Genomic DNA, 15,266 nt, shown 5'->3' on the forward strand with positions numbered 1-15,266 from the left:
TTACCGCCCGTAGTTAATCAGATTCTCCACCATGCCCTTGAAAATAATGCCGTGGAAAGGCAGCACCGAATACCAATACAGCCGGCCCAGTAGACCCTCGGGGCGGTAGGCGGCCAACTGCTCCAGGGTGTGGCTGCCGTCGGGGTTGTCCACGATGCGAAATTGCAGCCACGCCTCGCCGGGTAGCTTCATCTCGGCATAAAGTAGCAAGCGCCGGGCGGCGGAGTCGGCCACCAGCACGCGCCAGAAATCGAGCGGGTCGCCGGCCCGCAGGTGGTTGGGCGAGCGCCGGCCGCGGCGCAGCCCTACCCCCCCCACCAGCTTGTCCATGATGCCGCGGATGCGCCAGAGCCAGTCGGTTTTGTACCAGCCGCGGTCGCCGCCAATGCGCCAGATATTGTCCAGCACCTCGGCCACCGGCCGCGTGAAGCTGCGCCGCTGCCGGTCGAAGAACATCCCGTTTTTGGGAATCTGAATGGCGTTCATATAGTCGGGGCGCAGGGTGCCGCTGCTCATAGCATCGCTCCAGCTGCTCACCACCTCGTTTTGCTCGATGCGCCGGAAGGCCAGCGCCAGCGCCTCGCGGTAGCTCATGCAGCGGTGCGGCACCACCCGCTCGATGCTGCGGGCGGGGTCCACCACAGTGTCATTTTTGAGACTCTCGACCAGGCTTTGGGCCAGCGAAAACGAGGTGCTCGTAACCAAATACAGCCACCATGATGAGAGCCGGGGCGTGAGCACGGGCACCGTCACTATCCAGCGCCGGTAGCCGCGCACGGCGGCCAGGCCCATCAGCATCTGCTTGTACGTCAGCACATCAGGTCCGCCCAGGTCGAAGCGCTGGCCCAGGCAGGCGGGGTTGTCGAGCACGGCTTCGAGGTAAAACATCACGTCGCGGATGCCCAGCGGCTGGCAGCGCGAGTTGAGCCAGCGCGGCGTCACCATCACCGGCAGCTTCTCCACAATGTCGCGGATTATCTCGAACGACGCCGACCCCGAGCCAATGATAATGCTGGCCCGCAGCACCGTGAGCTGCGCGTGGGTGGCGTGGCCCAGCACGTCTTCCACGGCGCTGCGCGAGCGCAGGTGTACGCTCAGGTCGTGGTCGTTGGCGATGCCCGAGAGGTAGATGACCTGCCGCGCCGTAGTGCGGTCGAGGTAGTCGGTAAAGTGCTGCGCCGAAGCCTGTTCCAGCTGAAAGAAGTTCGCACTACCCTCGCCGCTCATGGAGTGCACCAAGTAGTAGGCCGCGTCAATATCGGGGGGTAGGGCGGCCAGGGTGTCGGGCTTCAACAGGTCGGCCTCCACCACCTGCACCAGCGGGTGCTGGCTGGCGGGCAGCGTGTCGGGGAGGGCAAAGCGGCGGGCATCGCGCACCAGGCACACTACTTGGTGCCCGGCGGCAGCCAGTACCGGCAGCAGGCGTTGGCCAATGTAGCCGGTGGCCCCGGTGAGTACTATTTTCATGGGCGCAAAAGGAAGGGGTAGGGACGCGTCGGAATGCGGAGTAAGAACGTAAGAATGATGCACTTGTTCGCCGGCTTTGCCTCGCCGCCCCGCCCCGTACTTTTGTCGCCATGCCTACTTCCTACCCCCTCGCCCTGGCCGGGCTCGCTCTGCTGCTGGCCCCCGCCGCCCACGCCCAAGCCCCGCTCACCGTGCCGCAGCCCAGCCCGGCCGTGAACATCCGCGAGGCGTTCTCCACCTCGTTCGTGGAACTGAACTACTCGCGCCCTTCGCTGAAAGGCCGCACCGCCTTCGGCGGGCTCGTGCCCTACGACCAGGTGTGGCGCACGGGCGCCAACACGGTCACCAAAATCCGCTTTGGGGAGGCCGTGACGCTGGGCGGGCAGGCCGTGCCGGCCGGCACCTACGCCCTACTCACCATCCCCGGCAAGGCCAGCTGGACCATTATCCTCAACCGCGACACCGCGCAGTGGGGTGCGTATGAATACAAGCAAAGCCTCGACGTGCTGCGCCTGCCTGCCAAAGCCACCAGGCTGGCCAACCCGCAGGAGAGCCTGAGCCTGAGCCTCGAAAACCTGCGCCCCGCTGCCGCCAACCTCACCCTGGCCTGGGAGCGCGTGCAGGTGGCCCTACCCCTTATCGGCAACCCCGACCCGATTGTGCTGGCCCAGATTAAGGAGGCCATGAAGGGCGAGAAAAAGCCCTATATCACGGCCGCGCAATACTACTACAACTCCAACCAGCCCGACCTCACGCCCGCCGTGGGCTGGCTCGACGAGTTTATCAAAGCCAACCCTGGCGACGCGTTCTACGGCTACTACTGGAAGGCCAAGCTGCTGCAAAAGCAGGGCAAAAACCAGGATGCCGCCGCCGCCGCCCGCCAGTCACTCGATGCGCTCGGCACCAACAAAAATGACATCGCCCGCGCCGAATACACCCGCCTCAACACGCAGTTGCTAACCGAAGTGGGGGGTAGGAAATAGCTACTTTAATCGGCCAAGCGAGGCCATTAACTTCAACGCCAACCAACTCGTATTCAAAGAGTAAATCAGTAGTTTTTAGCTGTATATTATTACAAAGTCAGCTCCCTGTCATTCTCTTCTGCCTTCTTATGTCCGCCTCTGCCCTCCTGCGTGCCGCTGTGCTGTTAGTCATTGGCTTATTTTTCCTCTACGCGGGTATTTTCAACCCGCACATGATGAACGAAGGGGCCACCAGCCAGCCTGCTGTTAGCGAGGGCACCAGCCGACTCATCGACCTGGCGGTGGGGGTAGGCGGCGTGCTGTTTAGCCTCTGGGTAATCCGGCGGCAGCTGCGCGCCGCGCCTCAGCCCTTAGCGTTTGGGACGCAGGGAAAAGCGTTGTTAATGCTGGCCGGGGTAGCGGGACTGGCCGCAGTCGGGTATGCGGTCTGGTATAACGCGCACCAGACTTACGTGCCGCCCACCCGCCACGAGCAGCCAGCCAGCCCCGCCACTGCTGCGGACGCAGCCGCCGGCCCTGCGCCGGCCCCTGCACCCCTGCCGCCCGCTGGTACGGCAGGCGATGAGCCAGCGGAGGCCCCCGGCCCGTTGCCGGCCGCCGTGCCGCAGGCGGGTGGCCCCGCGTCGGCTCCCGCGCCCCTGCCGCCTACCGGCGAGTAGAGCCAGGGCTTTGCGGGGGGTAGGGGCCGCTCAGCGCCGGCCGCGCCACGCTTCTTCATTTTCCCACACGCGCCTTTGCAAGGCGTGCCCCAGCAGCTCTTCGGCCGACCGGAAGCGCTTGGCGACGGCCCCGCCCGCCCGCTCGTAGGCTAGGTAGGGCTCGGCTCCGGCGGCTGGTTCGTAGCCATACAGCAGGTCCCGGTCTTCGGCCAGGTAGAGCCGGGGCGGGGCGGTCGGCTCCGCCCGCCGCCAGGCCAGGTTGGTGGCCACGAGGTCGCGCACGAACATGGTGGGCTCGGTGACGAGGGGGTAGGGGCCGCTGCCGTAGATGAGCAGGTCGTCCCAGTTCAGCCCGTCCACCAGGCGCAAAAACGTGAGGTAGCCGGCCGGTACGGGCAAGCCCAGCGCGGCCTGGGCACCCGTTTGCAACGCGGCCAGGGCCGCCTCGGAAGCCGGGGGCTGCAACACGGCCTCGTAGTCGCGCAGCCCGGTGACCGCCTGGGCGAGCAGCCGGGCCAGCAGCTCGTCCAGGCTGCGGCGGGTGTAGTCCCGGTCGATTTGGTCGAGGGTGGCCGGGTCGAGGGGAAGGGACGAAAACTGCGCGGCCTGGGCGGGGGTGCTTTTGCCAGTCATGGAACTGCCAAAGTCAATGTAGTCGCCGTGCTCCATCCGAAACCAGCCGCCGCGCTCGTAGAGCATGATGAGCGGCTCGTAGAGGTCGGGTAGGCCCAGCGCCCGCACGGCGGGGTGGTTTTTAATGGCCTCCCAGCGCAGGTAGTAGAAGCAGGTTCGGCGCATGTAGTACGTGAGGTGGCCGGCCGACAACCGTTGCGACAAGGCACGTACCTCGTCTTCCAACGGGTCAACGCCGGGCCCCCAGTACGCTGGCTCGTCTTCGAGGAGTGAGTAGCCGGGCAGCGTCGGCGCGTGAACATCGCGCATCAGCTCCGGGCCCTTGCTCCCATCCTCGTCTGTCTTAGCCAGCCAGGCGGCGGCATCCAGCCAGGGCCAGGCCAAGAGGTACCCGCGAAACTGCCGGACCGCCTCCGTCACCAGGCCCGCCCGGCGCAGGTACTCGCGCATCAGCGCCTGAGCTGACCCCAGCCGGTGATAGTCGGACTCGCCCCACTTGATGTTGCCCACGCGCGCGATGGCGGCGCGCACGGCGGGGCGGTCCAGCGCCGAAGCCGGCAGGTAGCCGAGGGCTTCGCGCACGTTGGCGCGGATGCTATCGGCTTCCCCCGCGCTGGGCTTCGGCGCGGCCTGCCGTAGCAGCCCCGGAAACGCATCGACCAAACGGCGGGCCGCCGCACTGTCCACGCGGGCCAGCGGCGGCAGCAGCTGGCTGGCCAGGTAGAGCTGGCCCGCTTCCTGGGTGCGGGCCAGGGCCGCGCGCATGGCGGGTCCCAGCTCCGCGGCCAGGGGCAACGCCAAATCCAGCAGGGCGGCTTTTAGGTTCGACTCAAAAAAGCATGGACCGTACAGCGCCAGCAGCTTACCCAAAACGCGGAGCTGCGCCGGCCGTTGGGCCTCCGGCGAAAGGCCATACAGGTCCACGGCCCAGGCCATCTCGTCGTACCCGTTATCATAGTCCCAGATGCGGTGCGGGGCCATTGTCAGCCGCTGGTCCACGCGCCCATCGATGAGCTGCTCCAGGTGCCGCAGGCCCGCGGCATCGCCCCAGGCCGTCAGCACCGAAGCCGCCTGGTAGGCCAGGTACTCGTCGGGGCTGCTCAGCAGCGCCCGCACCGGGCCCAGGCGGGCGGTGGGCACCGGGTCCAGGAGCTGCACTTTATCAAGGCCGATGACGCGGCCGGCGTCATTTTCGTAGAGCAGATGCTGAATTTCCGGCGAATAAAGGGCCATGAGACGTAAAGACTTTGGTCGCCCGCCCAGACGCTGAGCCAACGAGGTGAACTGACCGAAAGTAAGTTATCTTCCCGAAACCAATCACCCTACTACCCCAGCCAGCTACGCGGCGGTCAGGAGAAAAAATAGCGGAGCAGAGGTTTGACCGCGGGGAAGCTAATGTGCAGTATCTCCTCCAGAAAGTTAGCCCAGAGAAAGAACAGAGGCACTAACGCGCCAATGGCCGGCAGAAAGATGGGTGGCACGGGCATCGGGCTCTGCGGCGATTTGCCACGCCATGCCAGCCAGTGCAGCATCAGCGGCACCAACGTAAAGACGGCCGCGACCACCAGGCACCAAATGAGCACCACCGGCGATTGCCGCAGGGCCAGGAAAACGAGCAAGCCGACCGTCAGGCCTACCACTAGTAGACGCAGCAGCGGGGTAAAGCGCGCAGTAGCTTGCGGCGGCCGTAGCGCCAGCGCGCACAAACCGATAAATCCGCACGGCAGCGCCAGCAGCAGCAGCAGCGCGACGGTCAGGCGTACTTTCTCCGGCCAATCAATAACCTCGGCCATCATGCTCGTCCGTCCGCTGGAGCGGCGTAGGTTCGGGCGGCTCGGCGGCCAGTCGGTGCCGCACCAGCCGCGCCCAAATAATTGGCCGGGCCGGGCAACCGGCGGGCGGCGGCGGGCCGGGGCCCCGGCCGATGGAATGCGAATAGCTTAGGTTCCATAGGTTGTTCCTAACGACGAATTGCTAGTTTGGTTAAGGCCAGTGTAGCGAACTGCCGGCTTGCTGATGAGGAAGTGGAGGCTTTGGGCTACCTGTTGCGTGCGCCCGGCGACCTGGAGGCAGCCCAAATGGGGTTTTTACCGTAAAGCTCCCGTCAACTCTCTCGCTCATGCCCGCTACCGACCCGGCCCTCCAGCCCCTGCTCGATGCCCTGCAATTTTCGCCCGACAACCTGCCCCTGCGCCAGCACCTGGGCGAGTTGCTGCGCCAGGCCGGCCGGCACCAGGAAGCCGAAACGCTGTACCGCGACGGCCTGCATTTGGCCCCCGCTACCCCCGCCCTGCAGCTAGGCCTGGCTGAAGCCTACTTTGCGCAGCGCAAAACCTCGGCTGCCTTGGTGGTGCTCGAAGAATTGCTGGCCGCCGGCCCCGCCAGCGGCCCCGCCTACTTGCTGCATGCCCGCCTGCTGCTCGATGAGCAACAGCCCGCTGCCGCCCATGATGCCTACCAGCAAGCGCTGCGCCTGGACCCGCACCTGGCCGATACGGCCCTGGCTGCCAAGCTGCAAGCGGCCGCGCCGGCGCAGCCGGTGGCCGCGGCGGGCCTGGTGCCGCCGCCGCCGGCCCCCGCCGAGCAGGCCCGCCTGCTGGGCCTCGAAAAACCGAAGATTACCTTCCAGGACGTGGGCGGGATGGAGGCGGTGAAGGAGGAAATCCGCCTCAAAATCATCCACCCGCTACGCTTCCCCGACTTATACAAAGCCTACGGCAAAGCCACTGGCGGCGGGCTGCTGCTCTACGGCCCGCCCGGCTGCGGCAAAACCTACCTGGCCCGCGCCACGGCCGGCGAGGCGCAGGCCAACTTTATCAGCGTGGGCATCGCCGATATTCTGGATATGTGGCTGGGCAACAGCGAGAAAAACCTGCACCAGCTCTTCGAGCTGGCCCGCTCGCAAACGCCCTGCGTGCTGTTTTTTGACGAAGTAGATGCCCTGGCCGCCAACCGCCACGACCTGCGCCAGAGCGCCGGCCGCACCGTCATCAACCAATTTTTGGAAGAGCTGGATGGCGTGTCGGCCTCCAACGAGGGCGTGCTCATCATGGCCGCCACCAACGCGCCCTGGCAGCTCGACCCCGCTTTCCGCCGCCCCGGCCGCTTCGATAAAATCGTACTCGTGACCCCGCCCGATGAACCCGCCCGGACCAGCATCCTGGAAATCTTACTTCAAAGCAAGCCGCTGGCGGCCGGCGTAAACCCAGCTGCCGTGGCCGCCCGCACCGCCGGCCTCAGCGGGGCCGACCTCAAGGCCGTGGTTGATGCCGCCGTGGATACCCGCCTGCGCCTGTCCATGCAAAGTGGCCAGCCGCTGCCCATCGAGCAGAGCGACCTGCTCGGCGCGACTAACAGTATCAAGCCCAGCACCAAGGAGTGGTTTGCCACGGCCCGCAACTACGCGCTCTATTCGAATGCGGGCGGCCTCTACGATGACATCCTGGTGTATCTGGGCCTGAAAAAGCCGGAGGCCGGCAGCTAGGTAATGAGCGAGACCCCAGGTTCTAAGCCACGGCTGACTAAGAGCGAAACCACCCTGTACTGGCAGCTTATTCAAACCGGGCGGGCTGATTTGGTCGTGGACCTGACCCGCCAGCACCTAGCCCGCAACCCGCTGAATTCGACCGCGCAGCTGTACCTGGCGGAGGCGCTGGTCAAGCTCAACCGGATACCCGAAGCCCTGGAGGCGGCCGAAGGTGCCGTAGCCCTGGCCCCGGAATGGTGCGCCACGCACTTCATCTTGTCCAGGGCACGCTGGGAAAACGGCCACTCGCTGACGGCCAACGAACCCCTGGCTGAGGCCCTGCGGCTCGACCCGCTCCGAGCCTACTATCACGGCTGGCAGGCGCAGCTTTTTTTCTTTCAAAAGCGCTACCTAGAGGCCGTAGCCGCGGCCGACACCGGCCTGCGGCTCGACCCGCAGCACGCCGACGTGCTGCTCTGGCGGGCCGAGGCCAACGAGTCGCTGCGCCGCCCCCACCTGGCCGACCAGGACTACCGCCGGCTGTTTGACGTGTCCCCGAATTATGCGCTGGCGCACCACAACCGGGGCATCTCGCTGCTGCGCCGCTTTCTGCCCGCCGAGGCCAGCGAGCACCTCGCCGAGGCCCTGCGCATAGAGCCCGAACGAGCCCCCGAATTAACCCGGCTGCTGAACCTGGCCTGGCGCTGGCAAAACTGGCCCCGGTGGCTGGCCGGCCACCGGGCAAAGTACCTGGCCGGCCTCCCCGCCAACCCGGAGGGGTAGGGGCCCGCCGCCAGCTACGCGGCTGCTACGCGCCGGCCGGGGGCGACTCCGGCGCGGCCGGGTAGCGCTGCTTCACCATCTGGGTGAAGCTGCTGGCGGCGTTGGAAAACTCGGAGGGCAGCAAAATAACCGTCGTCGTGTTGTTGTCGATGCCGATTTCCGAAAGCATCTGCATCCGGCGCAATTCCAGCGAGTAGGGGCTTTTTTCCATCTCCTGCGCGCCCTGCGTGAGCTTGAGCGAAGCTTCCAGCTCGGCCTCGGCCTTGATGATGCGGGCCCGCTTCTCCCGAATGGCTTCCGCCTCGCGGGCCATCGCCCGCTGCATGGATTCGGGAATTTCCACGTCTTTAATCTCGACCAGCTCAATCTTGACGCCCCAGGCTTCGGTGGCGGCATCCACGATTTGCAGCAGCGAGCCGTTGATTTGGGCGCGCTCGCGCAGCACCTCATCCAGCTGGTTCTGCCCAATAATGTTGCGCAGCGCCGTCACCGACAGCTGGTACACGGCCTTGTTGTAGTCGGCCACTTTGATAACCGCATCCGCCGGGTTCAGCACCTTAAACCACAGCACGGCATTCACCTTAATAGTCACGCTGTCCTTGGTAATGGTTTCCTGCTGCTCCAGCTCCACGGTTTTGGTGCGCATGTCGATGGTCTGCTGGCGCTCCAGGAACGGGATGAGCCAGTATAGGCCCGGCCCCCGCGTGCCGTTGTAGCGCCCCAGCCGAAACACGATGGCGCGCTGGTATTCCTGGGCGATGCGCAAGCTCATGGCCAGCAGCACGACGGCCACGATAAGGAGGGGTAGGAGTAGCATGGCTGAAAAAAGAAAAGGTTTGGCGAATGTATCGCTGCGGTGACCAATGAATTACAATAGCCCGGCTACGAACGTAGTAGGGTGCGGGGCTTGCCCCCACCCGGCGTTGAACGGACGTAACTGGAAGCGTTCAACGACGGGCGGGGGCAAGCCCCGCACCCTACCTCCCCAACTGCTGCAAGGTCTTTTCATCCGTCTTTCCGCCAAAGTACTTATCCAGCACCGCCCCAAAAACCGGGTCAGCCCCCGGTACCGCCGCAAACAGCGTCATCGACGAACGCAGCTTCAAATCATCCGGACTGCCAAAAACGCGGCTCGCATCGCGACCCGCCAACTTCAACAGCTCGCCGGAGATTTCGCGCAACCGTGGCCCCAGCACCGGGTGCGCCAGGTACGCCGCCGCCTCGGCCGCGTCGCGGATGGCGTAGTGCTGCGACGTCGAGCTAAAGCCCAGGCCCTGGATTTGGGGGAAAATGTACCATATCCAATGGCTGCGCTTGCGCCCGGCCCGGATTTCGGCCAGCGCCGCGGGGTAGTCACGGGTTTGGGCGTCGAGGAAGCGTTGGAGGCTGTTTTCTTGGGGCATTGAGCCGAAAGCTTTGTGTACTACCAAACTTACGATAGCAGGTTTGCGCTGAATGTTCTACATTTGTTAAACGTTCAACGCTTGTTGAGCTTTTGATTCAACAAAAAATAAGGGGGCAAGCCTTGCGGCCTACCCCCTTACCCTACCTAACCCAATGCGCGGCGGCCGTTACGGCTCCACCGCTCATCAGAAACCAAAGCAGCCATTTGGCTACTTCGGGTGGTATGCGGATGTCAAGCTTGATTTTGACTTCCGTTTTCGCACGAGCCTTATCCATTGTGAGTGAGAAGTAAGGTGTGACTGCACCTTCTTCTGAACCCTCGGTTGTTTCCAGCAGCCGGGGGTTCGCCGTTTATAGGCAACCGCGTTGGCGGGGTGGGGACCATGCGTTGCGCCAGAGGTAGAAGGGCTGGGCTGGAACGGGTAAAATACGAATGGTAACTCGCGCTAGCGCTAGTAGTGGCGGCTGTGCCTGCACTGCCGCGTAGCGGCAAAGTGGAACCGTGCGGCCAATGTCATTTAGGGAGAACTATAGTATCACTTGCGGGCTGGCAGTACTGTAGCAGTTGCTGGCGCAACGCACGTTCGTAAGCTTCACTGAATGCCAGGCTACCCGCTGGAATAATGATTTTGCCGGCGGCGCGGCGGCTTGCCAACCAGTCTTTGACAAAGCCCGGTGCGTACCCACCGGTACTGAATTCGCTCTTCGCAAGCGCGATGATGTTGGGGTAGGCGGCTAAGTAGTCAGCTTCGGAAGTAACCGGATGAGTCTGACTATAAAGCAGAAACTGTACGTCGTAGAGCAACAGGGATACCTCGTCGGCGTGCAGGGCAAAAAAGCCTTTTTCAGTGGCAAGCTGATGACAGATTTTTCGGATTATCGTCTCAAAATCAAGCGTAGGCTGCCTGGCAATAAGCTCGGTGAGCAGAGGCGATAAGCTGCCGTGTTCAATGCGAGCTAAGTCCTTCTGCAAGTCTTCAGCCGACGTATCATACTGCTCCTCATTGACTAAGCCGCGGATGAATGATTCAAAATCCGGGGCTAGAAACGTACTAATGTAATCGTCCTCTTGGTCTACGTGCACTACGGTTGGCTCACCTTGCGGGCCACAGGCTGAATAATCAAGCATCACCATATCGTGGCCCGCCGATGGGCAGTCGCAAACGCACACGCCGATAGGCGGATATCCCCACTCGTCCAGCATAAACTGACTACCCAACTTGCCGCGAAGCGAGTAAGGTTTGGTGTATCCAATGCCAGATATGCCGGTAATGGCAATGTGGTCTTTTGCCCAGGAAGTCGGTTCGCCAGTTGGAAAGCACGTATTGGCAGGGATGCCGCCGTTTTGCGTTTCCATCAACTCGATGTAAGCAGCAGGTAGTTTGTACCCTAACTCTTGCTCAATTGAAATCAGCAACTCCCTGGAAAAACGCTCTTCCACGTACTTTTCCAGGGCGTAGGCACTGTTACTCCAAAAATGAGTTAGGTCAAAGTCATCAAAAATCACGGCCGCCATATTGTAGGGAAAGTAAAAATGAATACCCTACTGCCCCACCACGGGCAGCACCGGCAGACTTTCGCGCCCTTGCGCGTCCACGCTGGCCACGCCAAAAATGTAGTTGTCCTTGCTGATGGCCAGGTCGGCGGTGGTGCCGCTGACCGGGAAGCGCTGCTGCCACTGCGGGGCGCTGGTTTCGCGGGCCAGTACCACGTAGCCGGCGGGGGTAGGGCCGCCCTGCGGGGCCTGCCAGCGCAGCTCGGTGCGGTTGGTGAGCTTGGCGGTGAGGACTTCTACCTTGAGTGGGGCGGCGGGGGCGCTGGCCAGGCTGGCGAGGGTTGCCAGGTTTACCTGGGCGGTGCGGCGCAGGTAGCGGAAGTCCATGAATTCGGGCTTGTCGCCGTACTCGATGCCGTTTTCGGTACGTAGGTCCTGGTGCTGGTGGTTGAAATTCTCGTTGGTTTCGGTGAAGCGCACGGCCGCGTAGCCCTGCTGATTAAAAGGCGTGTGGTCGCCGCCGCGCAGGAAGCGGTCGGGGCGGTATTCCAGCAGCACGCCGTAGCCGCCGGCATCCACGTACTGGCGGGCGGCGGTTTGGGCGTAGCGGGCGAGCTGGCGGCTGCTGGCGTCGTTCTCGTTGCTGAGCTGGCGGCGCACCTTGGCCTGGTCGGGTGTTTCGATGGCCGGCACGCCCTCGCTAAACACGCGCAGATGCAGGGTATCCGTGATTTCGGGGTCGTAGCCGTGCGAGTTGCCCACGATGTCGTTGTTGAGCATCGCCACCAGGTTCCAGCCCTCTTTTTTGGCGCGTTTAGCCAGGTGGTCAGCTCCCAGCAGGCCCTGCTCCTCTCCCTGCACGGCCACTAGCTTTATGGTGCACGGGAATTTCTGGCCGGCCAGCACGCGGGCCACCTCCATCACGGCGGCCACGCCGCTGGCGTCGTCGTTGGCCCCCGGCGCGTCGGCGGTGCGGTTCATGATGTCGGTCACGCGCGAGTCGATGTGGCCGCTCATCAGCAGCACGCGCGTATCGGTGGGGTCGGTGCCGGGGAGGGTCGCCAGTACGTTGGCCATCAGCGTTTTCTTGTCTACGCGCCGGCCGTCGGGGTTGTAGGTAAAGGTGTCCATCTCCACCGTCATGCGGCCGCCGCCGGCCTTGCTGTACTTCTTAAACTCGTCGAACACGTACTGGCGTGCCGCGCCGATGCCGCGCTTTTTATCCTTCGTGTCGCTGAGCGTGTGGCGCGTGCCGTAGCTGACGAGCTTGCGCACATCGGCTTCCAGATTTTTGGCCGAAATCTCCGCCACCAGCCGCTGAATGGTCGGGTCGAGAGGGGGTAGGGGATTGGAAGGCTGGGCCAGGGCGGCGAAGGGCAGCAGGCTGGGGAGGAGTAGGAGAATTTTCATAAGGAATCGCAAGAAACAACAAACGCCGCCAGTCGGCAAGACTAGCGGCGCTTATGAAGGAAGTGGCTTGTCGGATTTGGTTGCGGCTACTGCTGCTGCACTAGCACGCAAACCCCGCTTTTGTCGAGCAACGCAAATTCGAGTAGTCCCCAGGACTTGCGCATGACGCGGTTGCCGTTGGGATGCAGCAGCTCGGGCGCAGCGCGCTGTACCTCGGCAAAAAGGCCGGTAATATCATCGGTAGCGAGCCGGATTTCGGGCCGGTCCTGGGCGGCGAGGGCGGCGTTTTGGGCCAGGTAAATTTCTACGCCATCTTTTTCCAGAATGCAAAAAGGCTGCGCGCCGCTCAGCGCTTCGTAGCGCAGCTCAAAGCCCAGGCCCTGCCCAAACAAGTGCCTGCCCACGGCCAGGTCAGCATAAAAAATCGTCGGAATAAGTTTGAGCAGCGCCATGATTCCCTACCCCATCGTGTGGTACACGGCCTGCACGTCCTCGTCTTCTTCGAGTTTATCAATGAGCTTTTCAACCTCCTCGGCCTGCTCGTCATTGAGCGAAACGGTGGTGTTAGGCACGCGCTGAAGGGTAGCACTCACAATATTTACCCCCTTGGTATCGAGCGCCTTCTGCATCTGACCAAAATCGGTGAAAGCGGTTTCAATCACCATGTACTGGTGCTCAGCGCCATGCTCGTCTTCCTCGGTGGTTTCGTACACGTCCTCGGCACCCACGTCAATCAATTCCAACTCTAGCTCGTCGCGGTCCAAGCCTTCGGCGGCCAGCTTGAATACGCCTTTGCGGGTGAAGGTGTAGTCGGAGCTACCGGCCGTGCCGAGCGCGCCGCTGTTGCGGTTGAAGTAGAGGCGCACGTTGCTCACGGTGCGGGTGGGATTGTCGGTGGCGGTTTCGACTACGATGGCCACGCCGTGGGGACCGTAGCCCTCGTACACCACTTCCTGGTAATCTTTTTCTTCTTTGCCAGTGGCGCGCTTAATGGCGGCTTCTACGCGGTCCTTGGGCATATTCACGCCCTTGCCGTTTTGCATGGCGGTGCGCAGGCGGGCGTTGGAGTCGGGGTTGGGGCCGCCTTCTTTCACGGCCATCACGATTTCCTTGCCGATGCGGGTAAAGTCTTTCGACATCCGGTCCCAGCGCTTCATTTTGCGGCCTTTCCGGAATTCAAATGCGCGTCCCATCTTTTTTAAGTATCAGTTAGCAGTTATCAAGTATCAACTCGGGGGCCGGGTGGGGAAGAGGAGTTGAATGCGGGCGCAAGGTACGGCGGCTGCCGGAGGGGCGGCCCCGCTGCTACTTCGGTAGCGGTGCGGTAGCCCCCAGCTCATACACGCCCTGGTTGCCGGGGGGGTAGCCCGCGATGGTGATGGTGAGCCGGCGCGCTTTGGCGTTATAGCGGTAGGTGCCGCGCTGCACGTCGGGGCCTTTAAGGTCCGTGAAGCGAAACGTGATGCTGTCGCCCTTTGTAGTAAAGCGGCCGTGCTGGGCAAACAGGCGCGGGCCGCTATCGCCCATGAGCAGGCTCAGGCGCTTGTCGTAGGTGCCGTCGGCGCGCAAGGCCAGCGTGCCGCCTACCCCCGGCACCTGGGTCGGCGGCTCGCCGGTGGTGCGGTCCACCACGGTGTAGGCCGTATAAGTGTAGGTGGTGTAGAACGCAGCGGGGGGGGTAGGGGCCGGGGCAGCCAGCAGCCCGGCCGCCAGGAAGTAGTGCGTCATGGGGCGAGGTAAGATGAAAAAACGGGGGTAGGGCAGGCCCGTGAAGCATCTGCCCTACCCCCGTCAAAAATAGCACTGCGGCTTACGCACCGGGCCGGTGGCCGGGCTTCGCGTGCCTGGTGCTCGCGTAGCTCTTGGCAGGTTTCGGGTGCTTGGGCTTTTTGCGGCGGCCGCCCACCAGCAGCCAGGTAGCGCCGGCCAGCAGCAGGCCCGCGCCAATGGCTGCCGCCTGCTTGGGCAGCTTATCAACGGGCTTGGGCGGCAGGTGCTCGACGCCGCTGGCATCGGTGCGGGCAGGCTCAGCGAGGTAGCGGCCCTGGGCCGGCAGCTGGTAGTTATCGGCCAGCTTGCGCAAGCCGGCGGCCGCCGCGGGGCCCTTGATAACCGGGCCGTGGCCGCAGCCAATGGCGGCCGGGTTGAGGTCGGCCAACGTCTGCACCGACTGGCGGCACTGCGCCCAATCGTAGTTGAAGGGCGAGCCTGCCACGCTGATTTCGGGAATCCCGAGCAGCACGGCCGGAATCGACTCGTGGTTGGTGGTAGCAAAAGCATCGCCGCCGAGTAGGGTGCGGTCGGCCTCCCGGAAAAAGGCAAGCTGGCCAGGGGCGTGGCCCGGCACGTGCAGCCAGCGCCACTGCGCCAGGTAGGGCGGGTGCTCCTCGCCAAGGGGCAGGGCCTCCACCACGTCGGTCAGGTCGGGCAATTGCTTAGGAAAAAACCGGCTCATAAAGGCCAGCGAGCCGCCCACGGTGGGGTCGCTGGGCGGATACAGGGCCTTGGCCGTCACGTACGGCAGCTCCAGCGGGTGGGCAATAACCGGTACGTTCCAGTGCGCTGCCAGTTCCTTGGCCGAGCCCATGTGGTCGAGGTGGCCGTGGGTCAGGATAATGGCCTCGGGCCGGGTGCCGGGGAAGAAGAGCTTATCGGCGGCGGCGATAATTTCTTTGTCCGAGCCCGGCAGGCCAGTGTCGAAGAGTACCCACTCGCCGGGGGTGCCGGTTTCGACAAAATACACGTTCACAAAACGTTTGATACGGAGCTGGTACACGCCAGCGGCTACTTGGTCCATCATGCGGGGGTAGGGGGTTTAAGTGCCTGTTTTCGGGTGAAGGACGGCTGTTGTTAGGCGCATACCGTGGCAATGACAGCCGTCCTCCACTCGGAATCAGAGAATACGCAAAACCTACCCGCTGGGCTATCGGGTGAGACTAAAGTTTGCCGCCCGCTCCGACAACCAG

Annotated in this window: 16 protein-coding genes; 4 read left to right on the top strand and 12 right to left on the bottom strand. The window is 63.5% G+C overall.

Features of this window, described 5'->3' with window-relative positions; all coding sequences use genetic code 11:
* Entirely contained in the window at positions 1-1,467 is a 1,467-nt protein-coding gene (locus tag LC531_RS03575; protein ID WP_223648953.1) for an SDR family oxidoreductase, read from the bottom strand.
* A gap of 110 nt (positions 1,468-1,577) precedes the next feature.
* Here LC531_RS03575 and LC531_RS03580 point away from each other — a divergent pair, with 110 nt between their 5' ends.
* Positions 1,578-2,450 carry a DUF2911 domain-containing protein gene (locus LC531_RS03580; protein ID WP_223648954.1) on the top strand — a complete coding sequence of 291 codons (873 nt, stop codon included), beginning with the start codon at positions 1,578-1,580 and terminating at the stop codon, positions 2,448-2,450.
* Between the two features lie 128 nt (positions 2,451-2,578).
* Positions 2,579-3,109, top strand: a complete 531-nt coding sequence (locus LC531_RS03585; protein WP_223648955.1) for a hypothetical protein — start codon at positions 2,579-2,581, stop codon at positions 3,107-3,109.
* A gap of 30 nt (positions 3,110-3,139) precedes the next feature.
* Here the strand turns inward: LC531_RS03585 and LC531_RS03590 are convergent, their stop codons facing one another.
* Positions 3,140-4,975, bottom strand: coding sequence for a hypothetical protein (locus LC531_RS03590; RefSeq protein ID WP_223648956.1), 1,836 nt, complete (start codon positions 4,973-4,975; stop codon positions 3,140-3,142).
* 116 nt (positions 4,976-5,091) lie between these two features.
* The gene (locus tag LC531_RS03595) at positions 5,092-5,538 is read right to left on the bottom strand and encodes a hypothetical protein (RefSeq protein WP_223648957.1); all 447 of its coding nucleotides are present in this window, start codon (positions 5,536-5,538) and stop codon (positions 5,092-5,094) included.
* Between the two features lie 323 nt (positions 5,539-5,861).
* On the opposite strand from LC531_RS03595, the gene LC531_RS03600 reads away from it, so the two are divergent.
* Both LC531_RS03600 and LC531_RS03605 read left to right on the top strand, forming a co-directional pair.
* A complete protein-coding gene (locus tag LC531_RS03600) occupies positions 5,862-7,226 on the top strand; it encodes an ATP-binding protein (protein ID WP_223648958.1) in 1,365 nt (454 codons plus the stop codon).
* Between the two features lie 3 nt (positions 7,227-7,229).
* Positions 7,230-7,991 (top strand): tetratricopeptide repeat protein, encoded by a 762-nt coding sequence (locus LC531_RS03605; protein ID WP_223648959.1) that lies wholly within the window; start codon positions 7,230-7,232, stop codon positions 7,989-7,991.
* Between the two features lie 25 nt (positions 7,992-8,016).
* Here LC531_RS03605 and LC531_RS03610 read toward each other — a convergent pair whose 3' ends face one another.
* The 9 genes from LC531_RS03610 to LC531_RS03645 all read right to left on the bottom strand — a co-directional run bounded on the left by LC531_RS03610 (position 8,017) and on the right by LC531_RS03645 (position 15,100).
* Positions 8,017-8,808, bottom strand: a complete 792-nt coding sequence (locus tag LC531_RS03610) for a slipin family protein (protein ID WP_223648960.1) — start codon at positions 8,806-8,808, stop codon at positions 8,017-8,019.
* Between the two features lie 160 nt (positions 8,809-8,968).
* A complete protein-coding gene (locus tag LC531_RS03615; RefSeq protein ID WP_223648961.1) occupies positions 8,969-9,394 on the bottom strand; it encodes a DUF1810 domain-containing protein in 426 nt (141 codons plus the stop codon).
* A 142-nt stretch (positions 9,395-9,536) separates the two neighbouring features.
* The gene (locus tag LC531_RS22610) at positions 9,537-9,671 is read right to left on the bottom strand and encodes a hypothetical protein (RefSeq protein WP_262903254.1); all 135 of its coding nucleotides are present in this window, start codon (positions 9,669-9,671) and stop codon (positions 9,537-9,539) included.
* 238 nt (positions 9,672-9,909) lie between these two features.
* On the bottom strand, positions 9,910-10,911 hold the full coding sequence (locus LC531_RS03620; RefSeq protein WP_223648962.1) for an SMI1/KNR4 family protein: 1,002 nt from the start codon (positions 10,909-10,911) through the stop codon (positions 9,910-9,912).
* Positions 10,912-10,938: 27 nt separating this feature from the next.
* Positions 10,939-12,300: a M20/M25/M40 family metallo-hydrolase gene (locus tag LC531_RS03625; protein WP_223648963.1), complete on the bottom strand. Its 1,362-nt coding sequence runs from the start codon at positions 12,298-12,300 to the stop codon at positions 10,939-10,941.
* A gap of 86 nt (positions 12,301-12,386) precedes the next feature.
* Entirely contained in the window at positions 12,387-12,752 is a 366-nt protein-coding gene (locus LC531_RS03630) for a VOC family protein (RefSeq protein ID WP_223648964.1), read from the bottom strand.
* Between the two features lie 6 nt (positions 12,753-12,758).
* Complete coding sequence (locus LC531_RS03635) at positions 12,759-13,493, bottom strand: YebC/PmpR family DNA-binding transcriptional regulator (RefSeq protein WP_223648965.1); 735 nt, start codon at positions 13,491-13,493, stop codon at positions 12,759-12,761.
* A gap of 112 nt (positions 13,494-13,605) precedes the next feature.
* The gene (locus LC531_RS03640) at positions 13,606-14,028 is read right to left on the bottom strand and encodes a hypothetical protein (RefSeq protein ID WP_223648966.1); all 423 of its coding nucleotides are present in this window, start codon (positions 14,026-14,028) and stop codon (positions 13,606-13,608) included.
* A gap of 82 nt (positions 14,029-14,110) precedes the next feature.
* Positions 14,111-15,100 carry an MBL fold metallo-hydrolase gene (locus LC531_RS03645; protein ID WP_223648967.1) on the bottom strand — a complete coding sequence of 330 codons (990 nt, stop codon included), beginning with the start codon at positions 15,098-15,100 and terminating at the stop codon, positions 14,111-14,113.
* Positions 15,101-15,266 lie beyond the last annotated feature (166 nt).

Source organism: Hymenobacter psoromatis, assembly GCF_020012125.1.
In the GTDB taxonomy this organism is placed as follows: domain Bacteria; phylum Bacteroidota; class Bacteroidia; order Cytophagales; family Hymenobacteraceae; genus Hymenobacter; species Hymenobacter psoromatis.